Annotated in this window: 16 protein-coding genes and 1 tRNA gene; 6 read left to right on the top strand and 11 right to left on the bottom strand. The window is 46.6% G+C overall.

Annotated features, from left to right (window positions below):
* Nucleotides 1–407: 407 nt before the first annotated feature.
* The 3 genes from ACO0LK_RS00660 to ACO0LK_RS00650 all read right to left on the bottom strand — a co-directional run bounded on the left by ACO0LK_RS00660 (nt 408) and on the right by ACO0LK_RS00650 (nt 4,501).
* Entirely contained in the window at nt 408–1,112 is a 705-nt protein-coding gene (locus ACO0LK_RS00660; protein ID WP_422971181.1) for an endonuclease NucS domain-containing protein, read from the bottom strand.
* Nucleotides 1,113–1,292: 180 nt separating this feature from the next.
* Nucleotides 1,293–2,192, bottom strand: coding sequence for a hypothetical protein (locus tag ACO0LK_RS00655; protein ID WP_422971179.1), 900 nt, complete (start codon nt 2,190–2,192; stop codon nt 1,293–1,295).
* A gap of 29 nt (nt 2,193–2,221) precedes the next feature.
* On the bottom strand, nt 2,222–4,501 hold the full coding sequence (locus tag ACO0LK_RS00650; RefSeq protein WP_422971177.1) for a dynamin family protein: 2,280 nt from the start codon (nt 4,499–4,501) through the stop codon (nt 2,222–2,224).
* A 333-nt stretch (nt 4,502–4,834) separates the two neighbouring features.
* On the opposite strand from ACO0LK_RS00650, the gene ACO0LK_RS00645 reads away from it, so the two are divergent.
* Nucleotides 4,835–5,224, top strand: a complete 390-nt coding sequence (locus tag ACO0LK_RS00645; RefSeq protein ID WP_422971175.1) for a DUF1249 domain-containing protein — start codon at nt 4,835–4,837, stop codon at nt 5,222–5,224.
* A gap of 491 nt (nt 5,225–5,715) precedes the next feature.
* Here the strand turns inward: ACO0LK_RS00645 and ACO0LK_RS00640 are convergent, their stop codons facing one another.
* From ACO0LK_RS00640 to ACO0LK_RS00630, 3 genes are all read right to left on the bottom strand, one after another.
* Nucleotides 5,716–6,162, bottom strand: coding sequence for a hypothetical protein (locus ACO0LK_RS00640; protein ID WP_422971173.1), 447 nt, complete (start codon nt 6,160–6,162; stop codon nt 5,716–5,718).
* Nucleotides 6,163–6,587: 425 nt separating this feature from the next.
* Nucleotides 6,588–7,805, bottom strand: a complete 1,218-nt coding sequence (locus ACO0LK_RS00635; protein WP_422971171.1) for a hypothetical protein — start codon at nt 7,803–7,805, stop codon at nt 6,588–6,590.
* Nucleotides 7,806–7,844: 39 nt separating this feature from the next.
* A protein-coding gene (locus tag ACO0LK_RS00630; protein WP_422971169.1) for an IS3 family transposase occupies nt 7,845–9,025 on the bottom strand; the annotation gives its coding sequence in 2 pieces (ribosomal slippage) (nt 7,845–8,773 and nt 8,773–9,025; 1,182 coding nt in all).
* A gap of 69 nt (nt 9,026–9,094) precedes the next feature.
* Here ACO0LK_RS00630 and ACO0LK_RS00625 point away from each other — a divergent pair.
* From ACO0LK_RS00625 to ACO0LK_RS00615, 3 genes are all read left to right on the top strand, one after another.
* Nucleotides 9,095–9,283: a LuxR C-terminal-related transcriptional regulator gene (locus ACO0LK_RS00625; protein WP_422971167.1), complete on the top strand. Its 189-nt coding sequence runs from the start codon at nt 9,095–9,097 to the stop codon at nt 9,281–9,283.
* 132 nt (nt 9,284–9,415) lie between these two features.
* Nucleotides 9,416–9,489 (top strand) — tRNA-Gly (locus ACO0LK_RS00620).
* Nucleotides 9,490–9,619: 130 nt separating this feature from the next.
* Complete coding sequence (locus tag ACO0LK_RS00615; protein WP_422971165.1) at nt 9,620–10,633, top strand: ribonuclease T2 family protein; 1,014 nt, start codon at nt 9,620–9,622, stop codon at nt 10,631–10,633.
* Between the two features lie 138 nt (nt 10,634–10,771).
* Here ACO0LK_RS00615 and ACO0LK_RS00610 read toward each other — a convergent pair whose 3' ends face one another.
* Nucleotides 10,772–11,416 (bottom strand): S24 family peptidase, encoded by a 645-nt coding sequence (locus tag ACO0LK_RS00610; RefSeq protein ID WP_422971163.1) that lies wholly within the window; start codon nt 11,414–11,416, stop codon nt 10,772–10,774.
* Nucleotides 11,417–11,551: 135 nt separating this feature from the next.
* On the opposite strand from ACO0LK_RS00610, the gene ACO0LK_RS00605 reads away from it, so the two are divergent.
* Entirely contained in the window at nt 11,552–11,740 is a 189-nt protein-coding gene (locus tag ACO0LK_RS00605; protein WP_422971161.1) for a helix-turn-helix domain-containing protein, read from the top strand.
* A 75-nt stretch (nt 11,741–11,815) separates the two neighbouring features.
* On the opposite strand, the gene ACO0LK_RS00600 is transcribed toward ACO0LK_RS00605, so the two are convergent.
* The 4 genes from ACO0LK_RS00600 to ACO0LK_RS00585 all read right to left on the bottom strand — a co-directional run bounded on the left by ACO0LK_RS00600 (nt 11,816) and on the right by ACO0LK_RS00585 (nt 20,019).
* Nucleotides 11,816–12,760 (bottom strand): diguanylate cyclase, encoded by a 945-nt coding sequence (locus ACO0LK_RS00600; RefSeq protein WP_422971159.1) that lies wholly within the window; start codon nt 12,758–12,760, stop codon nt 11,816–11,818.
* A gap of 103 nt (nt 12,761–12,863) precedes the next feature.
* Nucleotides 12,864–16,874 carry a response regulator gene (locus ACO0LK_RS00595; protein WP_422971157.1) on the bottom strand — a complete coding sequence of 1,337 codons (4,011 nt, stop codon included), beginning with the start codon at nt 16,872–16,874 and terminating at the stop codon, nt 12,864–12,866.
* A 359-nt stretch (nt 16,875–17,233) separates the two neighbouring features.
* On the bottom strand, nt 17,234–18,205 hold the full coding sequence (locus tag ACO0LK_RS00590; protein WP_422971155.1) for a VirK/YbjX family protein: 972 nt from the start codon (nt 18,203–18,205) through the stop codon (nt 17,234–17,236).
* Nucleotides 18,206–18,780: 575 nt separating this feature from the next.
* A complete protein-coding gene (locus tag ACO0LK_RS00585) occupies nt 18,781–20,019 on the bottom strand; it encodes a DUF2252 domain-containing protein (protein ID WP_422971153.1) in 1,239 nt (412 codons plus the stop codon).
* Between the two features lie 94 nt (nt 20,020–20,113).
* On the opposite strand from ACO0LK_RS00585, the gene ACO0LK_RS00580 reads away from it, so the two are divergent.
* Entirely contained in the window at nt 20,114–21,814 is a 1,701-nt protein-coding gene (locus tag ACO0LK_RS00580; protein ID WP_422971151.1) for a SulP family inorganic anion transporter, read from the top strand.
* The last annotated feature ends 9 nt before the right edge of the window (nt 21,815–21,823 follow it).

The following is a 21,823-nucleotide window of genomic DNA, read 5'->3' as shown; positions in this document are numbered from 1 at the left end:
TATCATATGCAGCAAGAATTTGTTTCGCTACTGACTTAAAGGCATTCACATGCCCCACCTTGCAAGAACATGACATTGAAAAACAGTCTCAACCCATGTCGCAATAGCCAGAAAATTCCTGCTAGAATAAACCAGTAATTTGCTCAGGTGTGCGGGTGTAGTTTAATGGTAGAACGGCAACTTCCCAAGCCCCTCCACCTTTTAAATCCTCACTGTTCATGCGGCTCTTCGCAGCGACGATTCACAACTCTTCAAAAAACTCCACGGTAATCAACAAGTTATCAGCCATCACATTTTCCGTAACACCATGGATATAGAAAGCTGCTGATATAAATCATACCAATTCATCGTGGATAGGTTTGCTACCTCATAACGCGAAGAATTTTTTAAACACAAATACTCTGCTGTTACAGTATTGTAGAAGCTCCAACAAGATCATTTGCAGGAATAAGTTTAAAAGTTACCTCATACTCAAATAAACTGACATTGGGAATAACTGAAATTGCATATTTAAGATTGTCGCTAATCTGCTTCGCCACAATAACACCGTGTACTTCTCGGTTTTTTCCAATAGTCTGTTTGATCCACCCCATATATCTGGACAATTGCCCAATTGTGTAGTCAGGGCTGCGTGCTCGCTTCAATTCAAGAACTACAAATGTACCCTCCGCATCGGTGGCTAATATGTCGATTGGGCCAACCGCTGTTGGATATTCAACTCCGTTGCGGCCATTTTCGTCAACATACAAACTTAATCTTTTTCCTTGCACAAGAATTGAAGTGAGGTTCTGCGCAATAAAGTCCCTTAGTTGGTATTCAAGTCCAAAAGCTGTCTCGGTTTCCTCACTGTTTACAGAATCTGCTTCCTCTCCCAAGACCGTTTCGATAGAACTACTATCGTTCTGAGTATTTGGCATTATCAATCTGACTTCATCTTCCATTTCCTGAACGGTCCAACCAGTTCGCTTTAAAGCACCACGAAGTTGCCATGAATTGTGTTGCTCAAGGTTATAACCTTCGGGAATATACTCAGGATTTTTCCGAAGCCAATCTCTCATTGGGTACATCTCTACTCCGTCTGCTTTTGAGATAACTACGTTAAATCGTTTCATCAGTTTCCTTAATGATGTTCTGTGCGCATGAAGATTGCATGGGGCAAGATTAATTTAATTTACGACATTCTTGTTAGAGGTTTACCTTTTTTAAAACAAGCAGTGGTAGTAAGATGCTTAGTCCAATTTTAAACAGTGAACTTATTCGATCTCACGGAAAATGCAAAGATAGCCAGTAATCTAAGTGCTTACATAAGGTGGCTTTTTATTCTTAATGTATCGCTTCAATAAATAACCTGGCTGATTTATATATTCATTTATCGCTTCAACTACCAGCTTTAAGCGATTTTTTATTTCACTGTGAAAAAACTGGAAATCTGTACTGTTAATTTTTAACACATCGCCGTCTACCCGAATTCTATAGATAGTTTCAAGTCGAAAACGAGTCCTATCGCCGCCAAGAGATTTACAATAGACCGAATCATGTGTAAACAAAATTCCATCAGTAGCAGAGCCAAAGGTGGTCGTATCAAATAACGCTATAAAATCATGAGGGACCGATGGATATTCTTGGTCATGCGAAGAAGTATATGCAAAACTCTTAACTGCATTTTCAACTTTTTTTATACCTTTGCTACTAAGACCAACATCTTTTTCGCCAACGCAATATTTCCCACCGTCCGAGACATTTGACCAAAAGTTCTTGTCATCTGTAATCTTTAATAATGATTTAAAGTTTCTTTTCACGAAATCATTAAAAAAATCTTCTACTTTTTCCTTTAACGTGTTTTCAAGACTCACATTAGACTTCTCCAACGTTGGGGAATCTTGGTTAACATGATTAAGTGCCCCTAGCATTTGATCCAATTCTTCCAAAGCATCGCTTGCGACCTTTTTTGTACGTTCTTGGCTAATATCTTCTGCAAGCATCTTCAATTCTTTTAGCAGCGTGTCATTGAATTCCACATTGGTCGACTCCTTGAAAAAATCAGCAAGATAAGCTTCAAATTTTTTAAATTCGTTTTCCATAATTTTCTTGGGGTCTTCGTTGAAATCGCTTGTTCTATCTCCTTCGGCGGAAGTTTCTGGAAATATCATCGATTCAGGTGATTCGAATACATTTTTAAAAAAAGAAAACATAAGAACTCCTCAACGGTGTCGAAAGAAAATCAAGAGATTACTTGACCAACTTCATCAAGTTGGGCCAAAGCTTCATCGATATCTTTGCGTGAATACTCGGTTTTGGCATCTATTTTTAATGCCTCAATATATTTTTCCGTTTCGTTTTTTAAGCGTTCAACAGCTTTTCGGAGTGCAATTTTTGAGTCATCCCAATACTTCTCAACGCTATATCTAATACTGCCAAGGGCATTACTATCAATTAAACCGCTGGATACTGATTTTGCTAAAGATTTTTTCCAATCTGCAAATAATTTGAACACTAATAACCCAATAGCGGCAGCAATAGTAATTCCCCATACAATGGGACCACCAGTTTGAGCGACAATAACAGGAAGCGTTGTTACAGAACTTGTTATTCCAAGGGCTGTCAGGATACCGGCGGCTTCACCAACGAGGATATATGCACCCAGATTACTGGTTATTGTTGCGACATAACCAGCCATTGCACCAAAACTAGCTAAGCCTGCCAAACCACCTACCAACGCAGAACGCGCATCAAAATTGGAGTAAGTATTAGACAAATCAACCTTCTCAAATTCGCTTGAAGCTTTATCCAGCTGGCTACTTGGAACTGGTATCGCTCTTTGCCATTTTTCAACAATAATGTCGAGCTTTTCAGAAAAATTCCTTGTGCTCTTGGTTAATACACTCTTTGCTTGGTTTTCAAAATGTGCTGAAATAGCTCCTGCAATTTTTGATTTCGCATCATCTTTATCGCTAAAATTACTATCGATGAAGTCATACATCTCGTCTACTTTTGTCAGGAGCTTGAAAGAATCGGACAGACTTTTAATGTTATCTATCTTTTCTTCTTCGCAATCGCTCAGAAGTGCATCGAATTCTTTTAAGAGTTGTTCCTCTTCAATGCGAAATCGCGCAACCTTATGGTCCACCTCCTCTGTTCTTTTTGCAGATTCGATTTTTTTATTCTCAATAGACTGTTTCGTAGCTAGAATTATTTTCTTAATTTCATTTTTAACCTGCAACACTTGATGCTCAACGCGTTCATTTCTGTTGGCAATCAAATACGTAATTAACGCGAGCAACCTAGAATCAAAATTTTTGCAGTACTCCACATTTTCTTTGAAAAATGGAAGCATCGTAGCTTGCCAGTTCTTGGCAGTTGGAACCACAAGGTCTGGGCAATCCGATTTCCAACTGTCGTATAAGAGATAACCAAATTCTTTTTGAAGATTAATGGATGCTTCTAAGAAAATCTGCTCATTGGCTTCGCTATCTATCTCACCATAGCTATGCGTCTTTAACACGACGATATTTTCAAGCGGTCTTGTCGCGTCTAACGGCGGATTCGCCTTGAGTATTGAGCTAAAGAAATTTGGTTCGTCATCACGAAGGAATTTTGTAGTTGATGACGCAAAGATAATGCCATCAGCCAATCTTACTGCGGACAATGCTTTATCGACGTCTGCAATAAGATCATGCGTAGCTTCGCCATTTAACTTACGTCGAATTGCATCATGATCGATTAACTGCCCAGGTGTATCCAAAAGCCAAACACTATTGAGAACCGGTGAATCAACAAAAGTGATCGCCATATAAGCATTCTCATCATACATTTCGCCTTCTTCATTTTTTGAAGCATACTTTTTTAAAAGTGACGCTTCACCGGATTCAATATAGAATTCTTTTTGATCCTGTTCATCAAAGATCATATATGGCTGAAATCCAACTTTATAGATTGCGACACTGCCGTGAATGTAATCTGGCTTGTCATCCTTATGCATCAATAAAGTTACGAGACAAGTTGTTGGCTGCCATTTCGCGGGGAGCAAATTGTTCTTCAACACGAAATTAAGTAGCGTTGATTTTCCCGCGTCTGATGGCCCCATCGCTGCGATGATCGGTTTTGTTTGAATGTTGAGGAGATGCTTTCTGACACTATTAATCCCCTCATCAATGTGCGCATTCTTAATGAGCGGATTACCTGAATTCGCGACCTTTTGAAGTACGATTTCTATTTGCTGAAGCAATAATTGTTTGTTTTGCATGTCGATCCCATTGTTTTGCATATTGAGCGTGCTTTCGTTCGTTATTACTTTGGAGACAATTTGTAAAAACTCCTCCGTTTTCCCTGCTGCAACTACGTTCAAGTACTCCATCACAGAATTTAAATCCTGTGTAAGCGGGGCAATTTCAATTCGTGAAATTTGTTTTTGACTTAACGAACGAGACCTCTCAGCAACCTCCTGCTGAGACAAGCCAGCTTTTAAGCGCTCAGATTTAAGATAGTTGGCCAAATCAATCATTTCCACTCCAGACAAATGCGTCTATTAAATATACACAATTAAAACACCACTGTCAATTTTTTAGACGTATACGTCTGAATATTTTAAATATTTGTTTTTTGGCATGTGCAGCTAGAAAGCATCGTAATCATTGAAAATATTCCTTCCAATTCAATAAGTGTCATTATTGCAATATATTAAGCTTAAGAAATAATTTCGCACTAGCGGATAAAAGGGCAAGCTTCCGGAAAATGAACGCGAAAATGTATATGTTTTTATTTCCTCTTACAGCGTTGTCGTTCACTTTTTAAATGGGGATAGTTTCCGTATCGAATTAAATGACACCGATACGAGATGAATATCTACGAACGAAATTACCACAAGCTCCTGCAACTGATTCCGTCAATATTAACAATGACGAAAGCAGTCCAACTTCAAGCAGATGGCTTCATGTCTCTTAATGTTGATATACTCTCTCGACATCACAAAAAAATAGTGATCGCACTCAGCCACTACTACAAACATCCATCCGGCGACATGATTGCCGATCCCGATATGGAATTGGCGATATACACAGGTAACAAGACTGTGGAGGTATTGACCTATCAAGACTGCTTTGGCTATCGCCGTGTTTACAACGACGATATGACCGCCTTCAGTCCATCAACAAAAGATGAATTGAATTCCTTTCTTGGTCAATGGCTAAAAAATTTGCTGGACCAAGGTCATCAACTTAAATCTTAAGCGTCAAAAATAAAAAATGGAGAGAATAAAATGCCAATGCACTGCCGTTGCGGAAGTACGATGTATCGTTGCAAAAACTGTGGGATGTTGTGGTGCAGTCAAATGCCTTGCCCCAAGGGTATGCAAGGCCCAGGAGGTGGCCCTACAAAATGTCCATATTGCATTGGATCAGGAAACACCACTGCACATGAACGGTAATTGCAAGTAGTACTCAATCTTTGTTGCTGGATACGAGTTCCAGCAACGCTACAGAATAGTTGCGGCCTTTGGGGCTACCTCCTACGTGCCAGACGCAATGAGCTACCTCTCCTTCATGCACACTGCTGACACACATCGGCACACCGCCACATTTGAGACGCACTATGTCTCCACATTTAAAAGTCACATCCATTTCAAACCCCTTTTAAAAAATTAAAAGGCGATTTCATATTCAACCAATGAAATCTCCCGTGCATGTATTTATAAAAATCTCGTGCACGGGAGAGCCAGGTTCATTTGTTCTTTGCCTTGATCAACTGAAAATAAGTTGATGCCCCCGCTTTGGACAATTTGGCTTCAGCCATGAATTGTTCCAATACTTCTTTACGAGTAACGCCTTTGATTTTCTTCATGCGCTTGTAAATTTCCGTAGCCACATCCATTTTTGTTCGTTCTTCGACGACTTCAGCATTTTCACTGGGAGCGGCAGTTAAAGGCGGATTTACCGTTTTTTTCTCATTCGATGCATTCTCATGAGGGAGAGTCGAATTCAACGCCGTAGAAACGGTTTTAACGAGTCCACCATTTGCAGTCGCCACGACACCAGCATCATTGGCCTGGACAGGTTGTTTCGACACCTCACCAGCTTTTTTTGCCTCGTCAATTTTTGTGACTACATTCGTTGCCTGTGCAGGAACGGTTCCTGTAGGCTTATTAGGAGTTGATTTATCGTTTCCCATGATGATGACTTTCGTTGATTGATGAAGTCACCACCATCCCGCCAAACTCAAGAATAATCAACGCTCCTGGTTGTATTGATTGAAACGCCAGGTTGATTCATCGAAAAAAACAGTATTTTTCGAGAGACCATACACAGTTTTGATCACAGTCATCGGTTGTATCGTCTTAACCCCTTGATTAAAAGGGGATTCCCCCCCCCTGTCAGAAGCTTAGATAGGAACGACGACGGAACCAAGGGTAAATGCACCATGTTCGACATTCAGGTGGCACAGCTTGACCAGCCACCTGCCCCCCAACCGGACAACACCTTATCCTGTCACTATAAGTAAAAGAGAAAACTGTTGTCCAAAAGGGTGTTAAAGGAAGTCATTGGCCTCGTTGTAAATGGTACTTAAAAACAATTGGGCAAGGAGGGCAAGTCATTTCAAGATCCTGATTTATATTTCCCCTTCTTTTTCTCACTGTTTGCTATGAAATTCCGAATCACGTCATTTTGGTCATTGCCTTTAGGTTGTTTCGTCAATTCTGTTTGACGCTCCAGTGCACCATCAACTCGTTGTTGCGCATATTTCGTGGCGATGGCATGGGCCGAAGGTTCAAGCTTGTAATAGCGAGTCCGTTGTCCATCAATGTCCACCTTCGTAGGACGTGAATCCCATTGAAGACCAATCAATTTCAAAAACAAGTTCAATTGTCCAATTGGTTTTTCTTTGAAATCCAATCTCAAAGCGAAATTAAACAATTCCTGAATCTGTTGGTTCTTAATTACACAGCATTTCTTAAACTCGTCCAAGTCCCCAGCACAAATTTTCTTATTCAGATTGAATGTACCATCCGCATCAATCAAGCCTGCGGATGAAAATATCTCCCGCAGCAACTGCTTTTTCAAATAAAACATCTGGCGATCTGGAACTGGCAAAGAAACCTGTCTTTTATCTTTATCAACAAGGACATTATCAGAACTGAGATAGATTTCCATGAGGCGAATCTTTTCCCTGTACTTTCCGTGATCATCAAGTGATATCAATTCAGGTGACACGATTTCTTTATAGAATTGCTCAATGAAGTACCTATCCAATCTTGCCTGTTCGAAATTTTTCAACGAATCAGCTTTTGTCAGCTTATTCCTCTCATCTTCGTCAGAAAATGGTTCCGCATCGCAGATCAAAGCAATATGATCTTCTTCCATGACTTTTTTTGCCAAAGTGCGGGCCTCACTTCCAACAGCCGTATCATTTTCATTCAACGGAACGTTCTTGACGGTCCAGCCGTTGTATTCTTTGAGATCGGTGAAATGTTTCCGCAGGTTATTTTTTGATGCCCTATTACGGGAGAGCACTTCTGCATACACTGAAAGAAGAGCATCATCAGAAGCATAAACTTTGTTATTATCGTCATCGTACCCAATCATCACATCAGTGATTTTCCCGTTCTCGACACAATTTCTTTTAATGACGTCTGGTTCAATCTCAAAGGTGAACTTCTCATTAGGAATGAATACTTTGGTTGCTTTCGGGTGACGAACACGGCAGAGTTGTTGATCAATATCAAAATGGGTATTCACCCGTGATACAAAGAAGCCGTAAACAGCATCAATTTTTTGTTCATTATCGGGGAACGTGATATCAATCCCAGTTCCCATTGAGCTTCCCTCGGTAATTAGTTGACCATAAGGTGAATGTCATGCAGCCAGATTCTCTTGAATTTGTTTCTTCATCCAGTCGTCCATATATTGAACCGGCGAGCGATAACCTAATGTGGAGTGCTGGCGGGTTCGATTATAAAACACTTCAATATATTCAAAGCTTGCTGCCTTCATTGCGTCATGGGTTGTGTAACGAATTCGATGATAACGCTCATTCTTGAAGCTATTAAACCAGCTCTCGGTAGGTGCATTATCCCAACAATTTCCTTTGCGACTCATGGAGCAAACCATGCCAAATTCCTTGAGCTTGTTTTGAAACGCATTGCTGGCATATTGACTACCACGATCTGAATGATGCATCACTCCGGCTGGTGGTCGGCGGCGGAACCATGCCATCGTTAGCGCATCCGTCACAATGTCGCTGGTCATGCGCGGTTTGAGGGACCAGCCAATCACTTCCCGGTTAAATAGATCAAGCACGATAGCCAGATAGAGCCATCCTTCGTCCGTCCATAAGTAGGTGATATCAGAAGTCCACGCTTGATTCGGAGCCGTCGGCATAAAATTTCTATCGAGCAGATTGTCTGCGACAGGTAATGCATGTTTTGAGTCTGTCGTTACTCTGTAGCGGCGCTTATGCCGTGCGCGTATGCCATGCTCTCGCATGATTCTTTCGACACGCTCCTTGCTGGCTGTAAAGCCGCGCAATCTCAGTTCTCTGATCATGCGTGGGCTGCCATAGGCGCCCTTGAGTTCAGCATGAATGGCACGAATGATTGCCAGCATCTGTACGTCCGTTAAGCGCTTTCTGCCAGGAAGTCCACCTCGTTGCCAGGCGCGATAACCACTCACACTGACTTCCAATACGGCACACATTTCTGCTAAAGAATAAGTTTTGCTGTTGCCAGCTATCCATGCATACTTCACAGAACATCTTTCGCGAAGTATGCCGCCGCCTTTTTTATGATTTCATTCTCCCGCTTGAGCCTGGCAACTTCTGCTCTTAATCGGGATAGCTCCATGGCTTCCGGCGTGACGATCTTCGTGCCTGCGCCTTTGAGTTTCCCGTCCGATGCAGCCTTGATCCAGTTTCGCAGCGTTTGGTCGCTTAAACCCAGTTCCTTGACGACTACAGAGATGGTTTCGCCGCCTGATACACGTTTGACGGCCAGTTCTTTGAATTCGGTCGTATAAGCTTTTTTGGGTATCCTGTTCATCATTTGTCTTTCCAAAGTTACGTTTATTTTACGTCACCTTTGGGGAACTAAATTTCAGTGGAAGCTCATTTGTCAGAACGCGAAAATGAAGTTCTCCTCCTGGTCGTGGAAGGGATGCCAAATAAGATCATTGCAGATAAATTGAACGTCAGCACCCGCACCGTAGAATCTCATCGCGCAAAGTTATTTGAAAAACTTGAGGTGAGTTCATTGGCTGAATGTGTCAGGATTAAATTAAGTGCAAAGGAACTGATGTGACCCCTCTAGGTAATGGTGTTTTTTAAGAAACACCAATCACAGTAATCGGAAAGCGGCCATCACATTTTCCATCACACCTGCCATTGACTGAAGTTGTCAACACCCTTAAAACCCGCGTAGAATGTGGAGATTGCGGGTGTAGTTTAATGGTAGAACGGCAGCTTCCCAAGCTTCATACGAGGGTTCGATTCCCTTCACCCGCTCCAGTTGTTACCTAGTCTGTGGTATATCCTGTTTCTGATTTATTCGTATCAGCCTATTTCTAACTGTCAGTATTGCGGCATTCCATCTTGCCGCATATCATCATCCGCACTTATCCAAAAAGTAAAAAACATTGTGAGAAAACTTTTATTGAAACAGGCTCTATTGCTGTTAGCGGGAGTCTTGTCCGGATTCGCGGCTTATGCCAGCGAGCGTGCGGCTGGCAGTTTTACTGCGGGCAAGTCTTGCGATTTGTATGCGTCATTTGCCAAGGGCAGCAATCCCGATTCGGTAAAGACAAAGCCAGGGCTGGCGTATGACATACGCGAGATCAACAAGGCGGGTAATTTTGAATGGATAAGGGTGGATGTACCGGACGCCAATCCCAGGCTGCGCTGGGTAGCGCGTGACTGTGGCAGCTTTACGATGGATGACACAAACAGGCAGCCTGCGTCAGCAAAGAATAATGGTGGCAGCACGGGTGATGTCTGCTCTACCCCAAATAAGGAAGACAGTTATGTGCTGGCCATTACCTGGCAGCCGGGGTTTTGTGAGCACTTTCCGTACAAGGGGAAAAAACCGGAATGTGATGCCATCAATAACGGTGAACTGGTGGTGTCCAACCTGACTCTGCATGGCTTGTGGCCCAACAGGAAAGAATGCGGCATCAATTATGGAAATTGCCCATCGTCACCGTTGCGACTGTCCAAGGACACGGTGACACGCATATCGCCGTGGATGCCGAATTTTATGTATGAGACTAAATTCGGTGAATATGAATGGCAAAAACATGGCGTCTGCCAGGCGCGTGATGCCGATACCTATTTCAGAACAGCGGCAGCTGCGGTGGAAGAGGTCAACAATTCGACGGTCGGTAAATTTATATTGTCACGTGTAGGGAAGTCTTTTGCTGCTGCTGATTTTTTCGCCGAGGTGAAGAAAAACTACGGCGACAATGTCGCGAAAAGCATCATGCTGAGTTGCGCGGGCGGGAATTATCTGCAAGAAATCCGTCTTAGCCTGCCACTGAATTTTGAGACAGGCAAGGGCCTGGAAAAACTCGTCGGGCAGTCGGATGGTTTTTCCAGGCAACTGGACAAATGTGGCCCTTATATTATTGTTGAATCCAGCGGCAAAAGCCGCCAATAAAACTGGCCACGCATGCGCTGGCACTGAACACGGGCCAGCGCAACTGACACAACTGACACAACTGATAAGGGGACAAGCATGGGTGCATACTTATGCTAGCATGCAATACAATTTCGTATTGCATGCAAATATGTTGCCTTAGCCGCCTTGGCGGTAGACAAAACGGCCCAGGATTTTAAGCAAACCCACGTTTTCCGGGGTGATGCGTTCATCTGGGTAATTGCGTTTGTCGGGATTGCGGCTTTCCAACACCCAGGTGCCATCTATTTCACGACGCAACTGTTTGATGCGCAAGCCATCCGGATGCTGGATGGCAAAAATCTTGCCGCTCTGTGGTTCGGTCTTGGTCTTGTCGATGATGACCATGTCGCCATCGACGATGAAATCAGCCATGGAACTGCCATCGGCATAAATGGCGGCCAGGTTTTCTGGTTTTACATTGTATTTCTTGAAGAAGCTGGCTTCCTTGATGAGTTGCCCCTTGGGTTCGGCATCTTCATTATGAGCGCCGCCACCGCAAGAACCTTTGGCTGAATAGTAGTTTATGCAGGCAATACCACCACCATCATCCGGTATCCGCGGCATATCCTCTTCCATGCCGCGCAAGTCTTTGGTGCGCAAGTCAGAGATATTGACGCCGAAGTATTCAGCGATAGGCGCCAGCGAAGAGGTGCGCGGGTCTTTGGTAATTCCTTCGACTATCCTGAAAATGGTTGCCTGTGGCACCCATTTATCTTCGGGAAAGAATTTTTCCAGCGCAGTTGCCAACGAGGTCGGATTCATACCCGACCGCTCCAGTAAGTATTTGATGTTTGTTTTAGCGTCCATGCCCGGATTATGCATTAATGCATAGAAAATGCAAGTAAATAAAACGGAATAGTGTTGTTTTGATTCATATTGGCATATAATTGTATCAACATGAATTCATCCAAAAATCTTGCCCTGGCACTGCTGGCACATGGAAAGAGCCAGGCAGAAGTCGCCGCTATCGCTGGAGTCAATCAGGCCACCATCAGTCGCCTGATCAATGGCAAATCATCTGATCTTTCTTATCGTGAGGGAAAACGCCTGGAAGAGGCATTGCAAGACAAGCAGCCTACATGCTGAAAATTATGACGCCAGCAGATGTTGCAAGCCAAAGATATCAGCTTGCAAGTCGTACCTCAGACAGAAAGGAATGGTTCAGGACGCCACGCAGTTGCGGCCGCTGTTCTTGGCTTCGTAAAGTTTTGCGTCAGCGGCAGCAATCAGGGCTGCCTTGCTATGCTTGTCATTTGGCACAATGGACGCCACGCCCATACTGAGCGTCACCACTTGTGCCACTTGCGAATCCACGTGTGGAATGGCCATGGCCATGATGGTATGGCGCAGGCTTTCAGCCTTGCTGGCGGCACTGGTCAATTCACATTCCGACATCAGGCAAATAAATTCTTCGCCGCCAAAACGGGCGACCACATCATGCGGCCGGCCAAAATTTGCTTGCAGGCAGGCGGCCACGGCGGCCAGGCACCGGTCTCCTTCCTGATGCCCATAATGGTCGTTATACTTTTTAAAGTAATCGATATCAAGCATCAGAATAGCCAGCGACTTGCCATAGCGCTGGCAATGCCGCCATTCCCGATCAAAAGAATCATCGAAACTGCGACGATTGGCAAGACCGGTCAAAGGGTCGGTGTACACCAGTTTGCGTAACAGGTCACGCTGCAATTTCAGGGTGATATGGGTTTTGACACGGGCACGCACTACATCAGGATTGACGGGCTTGCTAATGAAATCCATACCACCCGCCATCAGCGCACGCGATTCTTCATCTGGGTCGCTCTGTGCCGTCACAAACAGCACAGGAATGTCAGCGGTATGTTCTTCGTTCTTCAAATGCTGGCAAACTTCCAGGCCATCCATGCCCGGCATGATGATGTCCATCAAAATCAGGTCTGGCGGGTTCTGCTGGCAAAATTCCAGAGCCTTTTGACCACTGGTTGCCATGAATACGTCGTGGTCTTCAGAAAAAATTTGGTACAGAGTCTGTATATTAATTGCCTGATCATCAACAATCAAGATGCGCGGACGCCTTGTCAGCATGGATAGATTGTCCTGCAGCGCTTCCAGATATTTGAGTGTCGCCATAAGCTTTAGAAGCCCAGCTCTTGGCTGAGTATGGTTTTAGTCGTATTTATTAAGCATAACAGCAAATGGATGCTACAAAAAGAATGTTCATAGAGCAATGGAATTACAGTTCCTGCTGCTGCAAGATATCCAACGCTGCCTGAAAGTCTAGCTGTGCCATGGCAGTATCCAGTTTTTTACTGCCGTCGCTGGTCAGCCAGGTGGACAGTTCCGTATGCATGGTCTGATGCAATTCACTGGCACGCATATTCTGGGCGGCCAGCAGAGTTTTGAGTTCATCCAGTTGCAAACGGTTCAACTGTATTTTTGTTGCAACAGGCGCGCCTGCCTGTTCGTCCTGACGCTGATTTTTCAGCCAGGCATTTACTACCACGACCACCTGGTCCAGCTTGCTCCTTGCGACGACAAACAAGGTTTCAACCAGGTCTTGCTGGTTGCTGTTGATGGCATTTTCAAGACTGAGGGCACTTTGCGCAAAATCATTTGCCCCCAGAGTACCTATGCTGCCACGCAAAGTATGCAAAATGCGGGCAGCCTGCACGGCATTGCCGTCGCGCCAGCATTCGTCTGCCTTGCCAAATTCAACTTGCGCCACCCCTGTCATGTTTTCTATGGCCGCAAGCAAAGTCTTGATGATGGCAGGATTACCTTTGGCCAGGGACAGCAATTTGACCGGGTCAAAAACACCCTGGTCCATGCTGGCAGGCAGGCCAGGCTGTTCTGTTGCAGGCAAGGCCTGATTGGTGCTGACAGCAGACTTGGGTAAATGACGTGCCAGCGCAGCCATCATCTGCTCCACATCAATCGGTTTGAAAATCAGGTCGTTCATGCCAACGCCGAGGCAGCGTTCGCGCTCGGCCTGCATGACGCCTGCTGTCATCGCCAGTATGGGAAGTTGCAGGGCATATTCCTTGCGCAGCACTTCAGTTGCTGTCCAGCCATCCATGATGGGCATTTGCACATCCATCAGCACCAGGTCAAACCGGTCGGCAGAAGTTTTCAGCAGTTCAACCGCTTCGCTGCCGTTGTTGGCAATTTCTATGCTGATACCTGCCTGCTCCAGAATTTCCGTAGCAACGATCTGGTTGAATTTATTGTCTTCGACCAACAGGATACGTGCACCGGCAAAGCTGCCATGCCTGCTGTGACCAGAGACTGGCAATTGCCTGATTCCACCGGTTCCATTGGCATACGCCGAGGTTTCTTGCAAGATGTCGTACAGGCTGGAACCTGTGACGGGCTTCAACAAGACTGCATCAGGCTTGCGCTGGGTGTTTTCCAGCACCAGCGCGCTGCGGTCATAGGCACTGCTCATCAATATCAGCGGCACTTGCGGCATGTGGCTTTCCGCCAGCAATCTGTCAAGTAACTGCACGGTTTCCAGGCCATCCTGTACCGGCATATGCCAGTCAATCAGGATGGCACTATAGGCAGCATCGGTATTGCCCAGTGCCTGAACTTTCTGTATGGCTTCGGCACCAGATGCCGCTACATCCGCCTGCCAGCCCCAGGCCTGTATGGTCTTTGCTATGTAGGTGCGGCTGGTAATATTGTCATCCACCACCAGTATCTTTCTGATGTGCGGCAAGCTGCCTGGACCGGCTTGTGCCGTGCCCGGCACAGACCGCATATCCACAGAAACATCAACATCACTGCTTACCTGCAACATGGGTATGCTGACGCGGAATTCGGTCCCCTGCCCTTCGATACTGCTGACTTCGATGGAGCCATCCATCAATTCAACAAAGCGGCGGGAAATAGCCAACCCCAGGCCGGTGCCGCCAAAGCGGCGCGAGGTGGATGCATCAGCTTGTTCAAACGCGGTAAATAAGCGGCCTATCTGTTCAGCTGACATGCCTATGCCGGTATCACGCACGATGAACTGTATCAACAGCGATGCACCATCGTTATCGCCCCCATCTGGTGGCTCTCCCTGTGCCTGTCTTTGTACCAACAGGGACACTTCACCGCTTTCGGTAAATTTAATGGCATTGCCTATGATGTTGATCAATATCTGTTGCAGGCGCAGGGCGTCACCTATCATCTCACCCGGCACACCTGCATCGATGCCCAGCGAGAGTTCCAGATTTTTTTCACCGACATTCACCGACATCATATTGGCCAGGGCACTCAACACGTCTTTCAGGAAAAAACGCGTGGGCGACAATTCGATGCGGCCAGCCTCTATCTTTGAAATGTCCAGAATATCATTCAGTATGCTGAGCAGTGACTGTCCCGAAGAACGTATCATGTTCAGATAATTTCTTTGGACGGTGGACAATTCAGTTTTGTTAAGCAGATAGCTCATGCCCAATACGGCATTCATGGGGGTACGGATTTCATGGCTCATATTTGCCAGAAATTCAGACTTGGAACGGCTGGCCATTTCGGCCTGTTCTTTGGCGGCAATCAGCGACGCTTCCAGTTGTTTTTGGCGACTGATATCGGTAGCGATGCCAAGGAAGCCCTCGATCTCGTTCCTGTCATTGCGTACGGCACTGACCACCAGGCTGACCGGGATGTACTGCCCCTGTTTGGTGACATAGGTCCATTGCTGGACTTCAGACTGGCCCATACGTGCCTTGGCGACAAACACCTCAAAGCCGGATACCGGATACGCCAGTTCGGCACTCAGCATCTGGGCACGCTGCCGGACCTCTTCACGCAGGTGTATCTCGATGATGGGCTGCCGGTTAATGACTTCATCTGCCTTGTAACCCAGCAGACGCTCCGCCCCCTTGCTGAAAATCTGGACATTGCCCACGGTATCGGTCGCGATAATGGCAAATTCACTGGCAGCCTCGAACATGCTGGTAAGTTTGGCGCGCGCCAGTATCTCTTGCATCTGCGCCTGACGCAATTGGGTAATATCGGTAACGAAACTGTAAAAGCCATGCACCACTCCATCCAGCGCATGCGGGATATAAGAAATCAGTGCATGCTTTTTTTCACCTTCGGTATCGATGATGGTGCGTTCAAATAACTGGGCCTCGCCCAACAAGGCGGCCTGGATGTGAAACCAGCTTTGCTGAAAACCCTCTTCACCTATCACTACACGCAAGTGCATGCCCTGCATGGCGTGCGCATCAAAACCAAACCACTTCTTATAGGCACCGTTGGCAAAACGGTTTTTCAAATCGATGTCCCAGTAACCAATCATGGCTTGCATGTGATCTATCACCGTTTGCAGGGCAGCCTGGCTGTTGGATAATTCGACGGAAAATTGTAGCCGTTCTGCTTCCTTGATACGTCCCTCATTCAGGCTGGCAGACAACAGCATGGGAGGAATGGTGGTAATCAATACCGGCAGATACATCAAAAAAATTTGCCAGTTGGACACGATGTCAGTGTCCACGAAATGGCCCAGTGAAATCATCAGCCCCAGGCTGGTAATCGCCAGCACAATCAGCAAATGCGATTCTTCGTAGCTCAGTTTTTGTATGCCGAAAGTCAGTGCAACCAGCACATACACAAAGGGAAACGGTAAAAATGTCAGCGCTACAAATACCATGGCAATGGTAGGCAGGGCATAACGAATAACTCTTAACCACTGAATGTCAGTTGACCAGCTTGCGGCCGTATGTCGCATCGCCATGCGCATCATAGGAAAGATCAGCGCCATGCCCAGCGTTGCACCGACATACCAGGTTGGAAATATATGGCTGAAACTTCCCAACCCCGCCCATGAAGCCATCGCCGCACCTATGGTGGCGCTACAGGCACAGGGCAGGAAAAATCCCAGCAAGATCAATTTGCTCAGTTTGCTACTGGCTTTGTCAAAATCTTTCACCAGGTCAGCACTGCGCAGGGTATAGGTGACCAACAGGATTTCAATGATGTTCGCCAGCGTGAACAGGCCGGACAGCAGCAAGCCATTCTCCAGCAACATGTTGGCAGCAAAATTGGCAGCAGCGACAAACACGAGCAGGGGGATATTACGCCCGAGAGGCTGGTCGCACAGATAAGCAACGGCGACCGCATTGGCATACCAGAGGATGGCGACATTATCTGCGCTACGCGATAGCAGCATGCCTGCCACGGCCAGCACGAAATACAACAGGCTAGCCTGTATCAGTATCTTTACTGTCAGCGGCGGATCTTGCGGAGCACTCATCAAGCTCTTTCTCCGTAGGTAGTACAGCTTTTGATGTGGCATTAGCTGGGCAATATTGATGCCAGACATCAGGCCATACATCTTGTCTTGCACTTGAGTTTACATGATATTAATAGAGAAGTAGGGAGAAACAGAGAGAAAAGATGATTTTTGGTAAGTTTTTACCAAAAGACCAGGGCCATCCCATGTCGTGAACGGAGGGGTCCACACAATCAGATGTGCTTGCTGGTAAAGGTATTTCCGGTTTCCCTTCGCATATCAGGAATCGGGATTCATTACTCAGGATAACAGGCGCGAGAGCGACGCAATTTGCAGCAAGCATCGTGATGCTTGCCCGAAATTGACGTATAAACTAACAGTCAGGCTGCGGCCAGGCTTTGTACAATGTCCCTGCGCATATCCGTTGTCAACACGTCACGCGCACGGTATTCGCTGCGCTTGTTGCTTGGGCGGGCTGACCAGGGTTTTTCTTCCACGCTCAGCGGTAGCAAGTAATTGCCGTTAGTGTGCGGTGTCGCGCCAGCGCTCTGCCACAAGGCATCATATTCTGCCCTGATACATTTACTGAAGCGGTAGCGCCACGATTGATAGATGTGATTCTTTTTGGCGATACATTCTATCGTCGCGCAATTCAATTGCTGCGCAATGCAGCGCAAGGCTTCAATCAACAACAAACGTGGCTGTATACCATGCAGACTCTTGGTACAGGCCCTGATTAATTCACGCGCATCCTGTTTGCTGGATTGCACGCCACCTACACGTATCGACAGTTGCTGATGGTGATGGTCGAAAGAAAAGCTAAGGCATTGCAACAGGTGTGTTCCCTGGAACAGGCCGAGTGTCAATCCACCTTCACGTTTGAATGAATTGCAGCGAAACAGGCTAAGCCGGTATTGTTCCTGATTCTTGCCCTGTAAGCTGGCAATATCAAAGGCCTTACCTGCCAGCAGTTCTTGCGCCAGATTCTTGCCCAGCAGGATGCCTGACAAATGAAAATGATTCTGCATCAACGACAAGCGGGAACCCGGGCCGATGTTGCGATCAAAGAAGGGGCGGTGTATCGCATCCAGCAAAGCAATATCCTTGCGTATGGCTTTGCGCAGATAGGTCTGATGCAAATAAGCATACCAGGCCATGCTGGTACGCGGGCGTAAGCTGCTGCGCAACAAGAACATGCATTTGCTCTTGAAATGGCTGTCACTGTCCGTCAGACGCATATGTACAGCCCAGCGCAAGCTATCCAGCATGGAGGCCGGTTGCCGCTGCTGCACTACAGCTTCTTCATGAGACTGGTAGGCATGCCATACTTCTCGCCAATTCAAAATATTCACAATTGCACCATCTGTATCTTATCGTATTCCAATGTAACTGAATGTATCCGAAAATAGCAGGTGTATGCAATAGCAATTTTGTCGTCAATTTGTCATCAAATTATGCAAAATTAACGGAAATTAGACAAAAAAATGTTTCAAAAAGCTACTTTGCGACAACTAAAAAGATTTTGGGATGGATGCAGAGTAGCAGATTTGTTGCAAAGTAATGCTGGCTTGTAACATAAAGTATAGAAATTACTTTTGGGAAATATTTTTCCTGCCGCAGAACGGGCGCTAACCCGCACACCACCACCCGCCCAGCCTGATGAAGAAGACAGAGGGAAAGCTGTAGAAGCTTGTCAGCTGTTTTGAACACAACTGCCAAGCAGCATTTATGCCATTGGTAGTGCTTGTGGGCTAAGAACCTGTTCACGATCTGTAGCGAGCGTCAGCGGGAATCAGCGGTAATCAGGGAATCAGCGGTAATCAGGGAAACATTCGGGGTAATTCGGAACAATTCGGGGTAACTAAGCGCAGCACATGAGCCCAGCGTGGTCTCTGATTGCGCCCGCGCTTAAGATCGTGAACAGGTTTTAAGTGCCAGAGGTGAAATATCCCAGATCAAATGCCTTGCTGTACGCTTTCCAGTCTTTATTGACCTGTTTGCAGCAAAGCGCAGCCTGGGTCAATATGGCGTCGATCCATTTATTTTTTTCTGCAAACGCGATCAATTCATCATTGATCGCTGATCCCTGCCTGCCAGAGCCACGAATGTGCGCAGAAGCGACCACGCAACCCATCCATTGCATGACATTATCCAGTTCATTCAATGAGCTGACCGCATGATCAAGCGTAACGCGGTCTTCGGATGGCTGCAATGCACGCAGGATATAGGCTTTCTTGTCTACCTTGACGGGCTGTAGAAACGCCATCGACACGGCTTGCAGGCGTCGCTGCAAGGCAACTACCCGCTCCGCTTCCGATTTCCATTTGGGCTGCTTTGTTTTCAAGTGTGGCACCAGTGAAGAAGGCAAGGCTTCTTTCAAATCCAGCAGGTAGTGCCCATTTGGCCCACCCTTGCCCTGTACCAGAATGATGTAGCGATCCACACCCAGGCTGCCGGTACCGGCAATGCGCCTGGCCATATCCTCAAGCTTGAAGAATTCTGGGTTGCTCTGTTGTTTTGCATATTCATTGAAGAAAGCCGTGACTTTTTCCCTTTGCTCCGGGGTGACTGGCAAGGCCTTCTTGCGGTCGATACGCAAACGCCTGCGGTTTGCCTTCAATACAGTACGCTGATTAAGAAATTCTGCTCTTTGTCGGTTACGCAGTTTTTCCAGCAACTCGCCCACCAGGCCATCAGCATTATCTCTTTCTATCCAATAGCCTTTACCTGTACACAAAGTTTTTTTGTATGACATCATAAAGGTTCTGGCGAGTGCTTTGGCCTGACCTGGCTTCAAGCCCAGACTTTCGGCGCCCACCTGCACACTGGTCACAAACCGCAACAAATCCCATGCAAGCGGTGCCAGCGCAGCTTCATCAAAGTCGGTGATATCAAAATAAGCCAGCCGGTTATCACCCTTATAGCTACCAAAATTCTCCAGATGCAGGTCACCACAACACCATACCAGTGGCGTGCGCTGCACGGCCTGGTCTTCTGCAAGACGATCGTAGAAGAGATGGCAACTGCCACGCAAAAAAACAAAGGCATTATGCCGCATATTGGCATACTTCATTTTCAGTCTTTCAGGGTCACGCCCTGCATTGTAAGAAAAAATTCTTTGACATGGATCAAGCATGATAGGCAGGCTTTCGTGGGTGCGAAACATTCAAAGTGGCTCATTACCACATTAAATAACTGTTACCGAATAGACAAAGCTTATACTAGAACAGATTAAAACCAAATCACCCAAAAAAAATAATATGAAAAACAGCTGGTCCTGGTCAGACATCATTGCGGGCTTGTCGCTGGCTGGCCTCTTACTACCTGAAGCCGTTGCGTATTCCAGTATTGCCAATCTGCCGCCACAGGCAGGCATAGTGGCACTGTTTGCCGGTCTGGTTTGTTATGGTCTGATAGGCAGCAGTCGTTTTGCCATCGTTGCTGCCACCTCGTCATCGGCAGCCGTGCTGGCATCGGCCACTGCCGCCATGTCGAATGGTGATACCGGCCTGCGTCTGCTGGTTGCCACTGGCATGGTCTTGTTGACGGGTGTTTTCTTCATCTTCGCCGGCATGGCGCGCCTGGGCGGCATTTCAGACTTTATTGCCAAACCTGTCTTGCGCGGCTTTGCTTTCGGTCTGGCCGTTGTCATTATTTTCAAACAGTTTGCGCATGTGGTTGGCGTGCATACCCACCATACCGACATGATACGTTTTAGCTATGAACTGCTTAGCCAAATCCATATCTGGAACTGGGTTTCCATCGCGGTGGGTATGGCAGCCCTGTTAGTCTTGTTTGGCCTGGCACGGCTACCGCGTATGCGCTACATGCCGGGTGGTCTGCTAGTGATCTTTCTGGGCATACTCGCCGGTAAATGGCTAAATCTGGAACAGCATGGCGTAAGCCTGGTCGGCCAGATTGACCTGGATCTGCAAGTTCCCAGCCTGCCCACCATGACCTATATTCAATGGCTGCGCATCGGCGAATTAAGCGTGGCCATGCTGTTAATACTGTACGCTGAATCTTATAGTTCGGTGCGCAATTTTGCGATGAGACATGGCGACATCACCTCGCCCAATCGGGAGCTGTTTGCCTTGGGCGCGTCTAATCTTTTGTCAGGTATATTTCAGGGCATGCCCGTTGGTGCAGGGTTTTCTGCTACCGCCGCTAACGAAGCCTATGGCGCTCATTCGAAATGGGCTGGCTGGGCCGCCGCCCTGGGTTTGTTGATCGTCATCCTGACCATGCTACCTGCCATCGCCCTGACACCATCGCCCATACTGGCAGCCATCGTTATTCATGCTGTAAGCCACTCATTGCGACTGTCTGCTTTTACCCCCTATTTCACCATGCACCGGGACAGACTCGTCGCAGTCGGCGCGGTCATTGCCGTGCTCTTGCTTGGTGTGCTGGACGGCTTGCTGGTTGCCATCGGCGTGAGTCTGCTGATGTTGCTGCGCAAGCTGGCAGAGTCCAATATATCCATCCTTGGTCGTCTGAATGGCGGCCATGATTTCGTCAACAAGACAGATTATCCAGATGCCCTGAGCATACCAGGCATACTTATCATACGGCCAGAGGCCGGTCTGTTCTTTGCCAATGCCGAACGTACCATGGCGCAGGCAAAAAAATACCTCGCTGCCGCTGACAATATACAAGTCGTCATCCTCAGCCTGGAAGAATCCCCTGACCTGGACAGTTCCAGCGTGGAAGCCATTGCCGACTTTAGTGCCGCACTCCAGAGTCAGAAAAAACACCTGATGTTCGCCCGTCTGAAAAACGCATCTCGCCAGGTCTTGCAAAGAGCACTCATCGAACACCTCAACATAGGGCCAAGCAGTGACCTGAGTGTGGACGATGTCGTGGTCGCTGCACAGGGAAAATATCTGAATAAAACAGATGCTCCGCACGAGCCAAAGCAAGACAACGCAGGGAACGGGCAGACAGTTCCCATTCTCTAAAAACTGAAA

This window comes from Undibacterium sp. Ji49W, from assembly GCF_049340205.1.
Taxonomy (GTDB): Bacteria; Pseudomonadota; Gammaproteobacteria; order Burkholderiales; family Burkholderiaceae_D; genus Undibacterium.
This window is presented reverse-complemented; position numbering and strand designations above follow the sequence as displayed.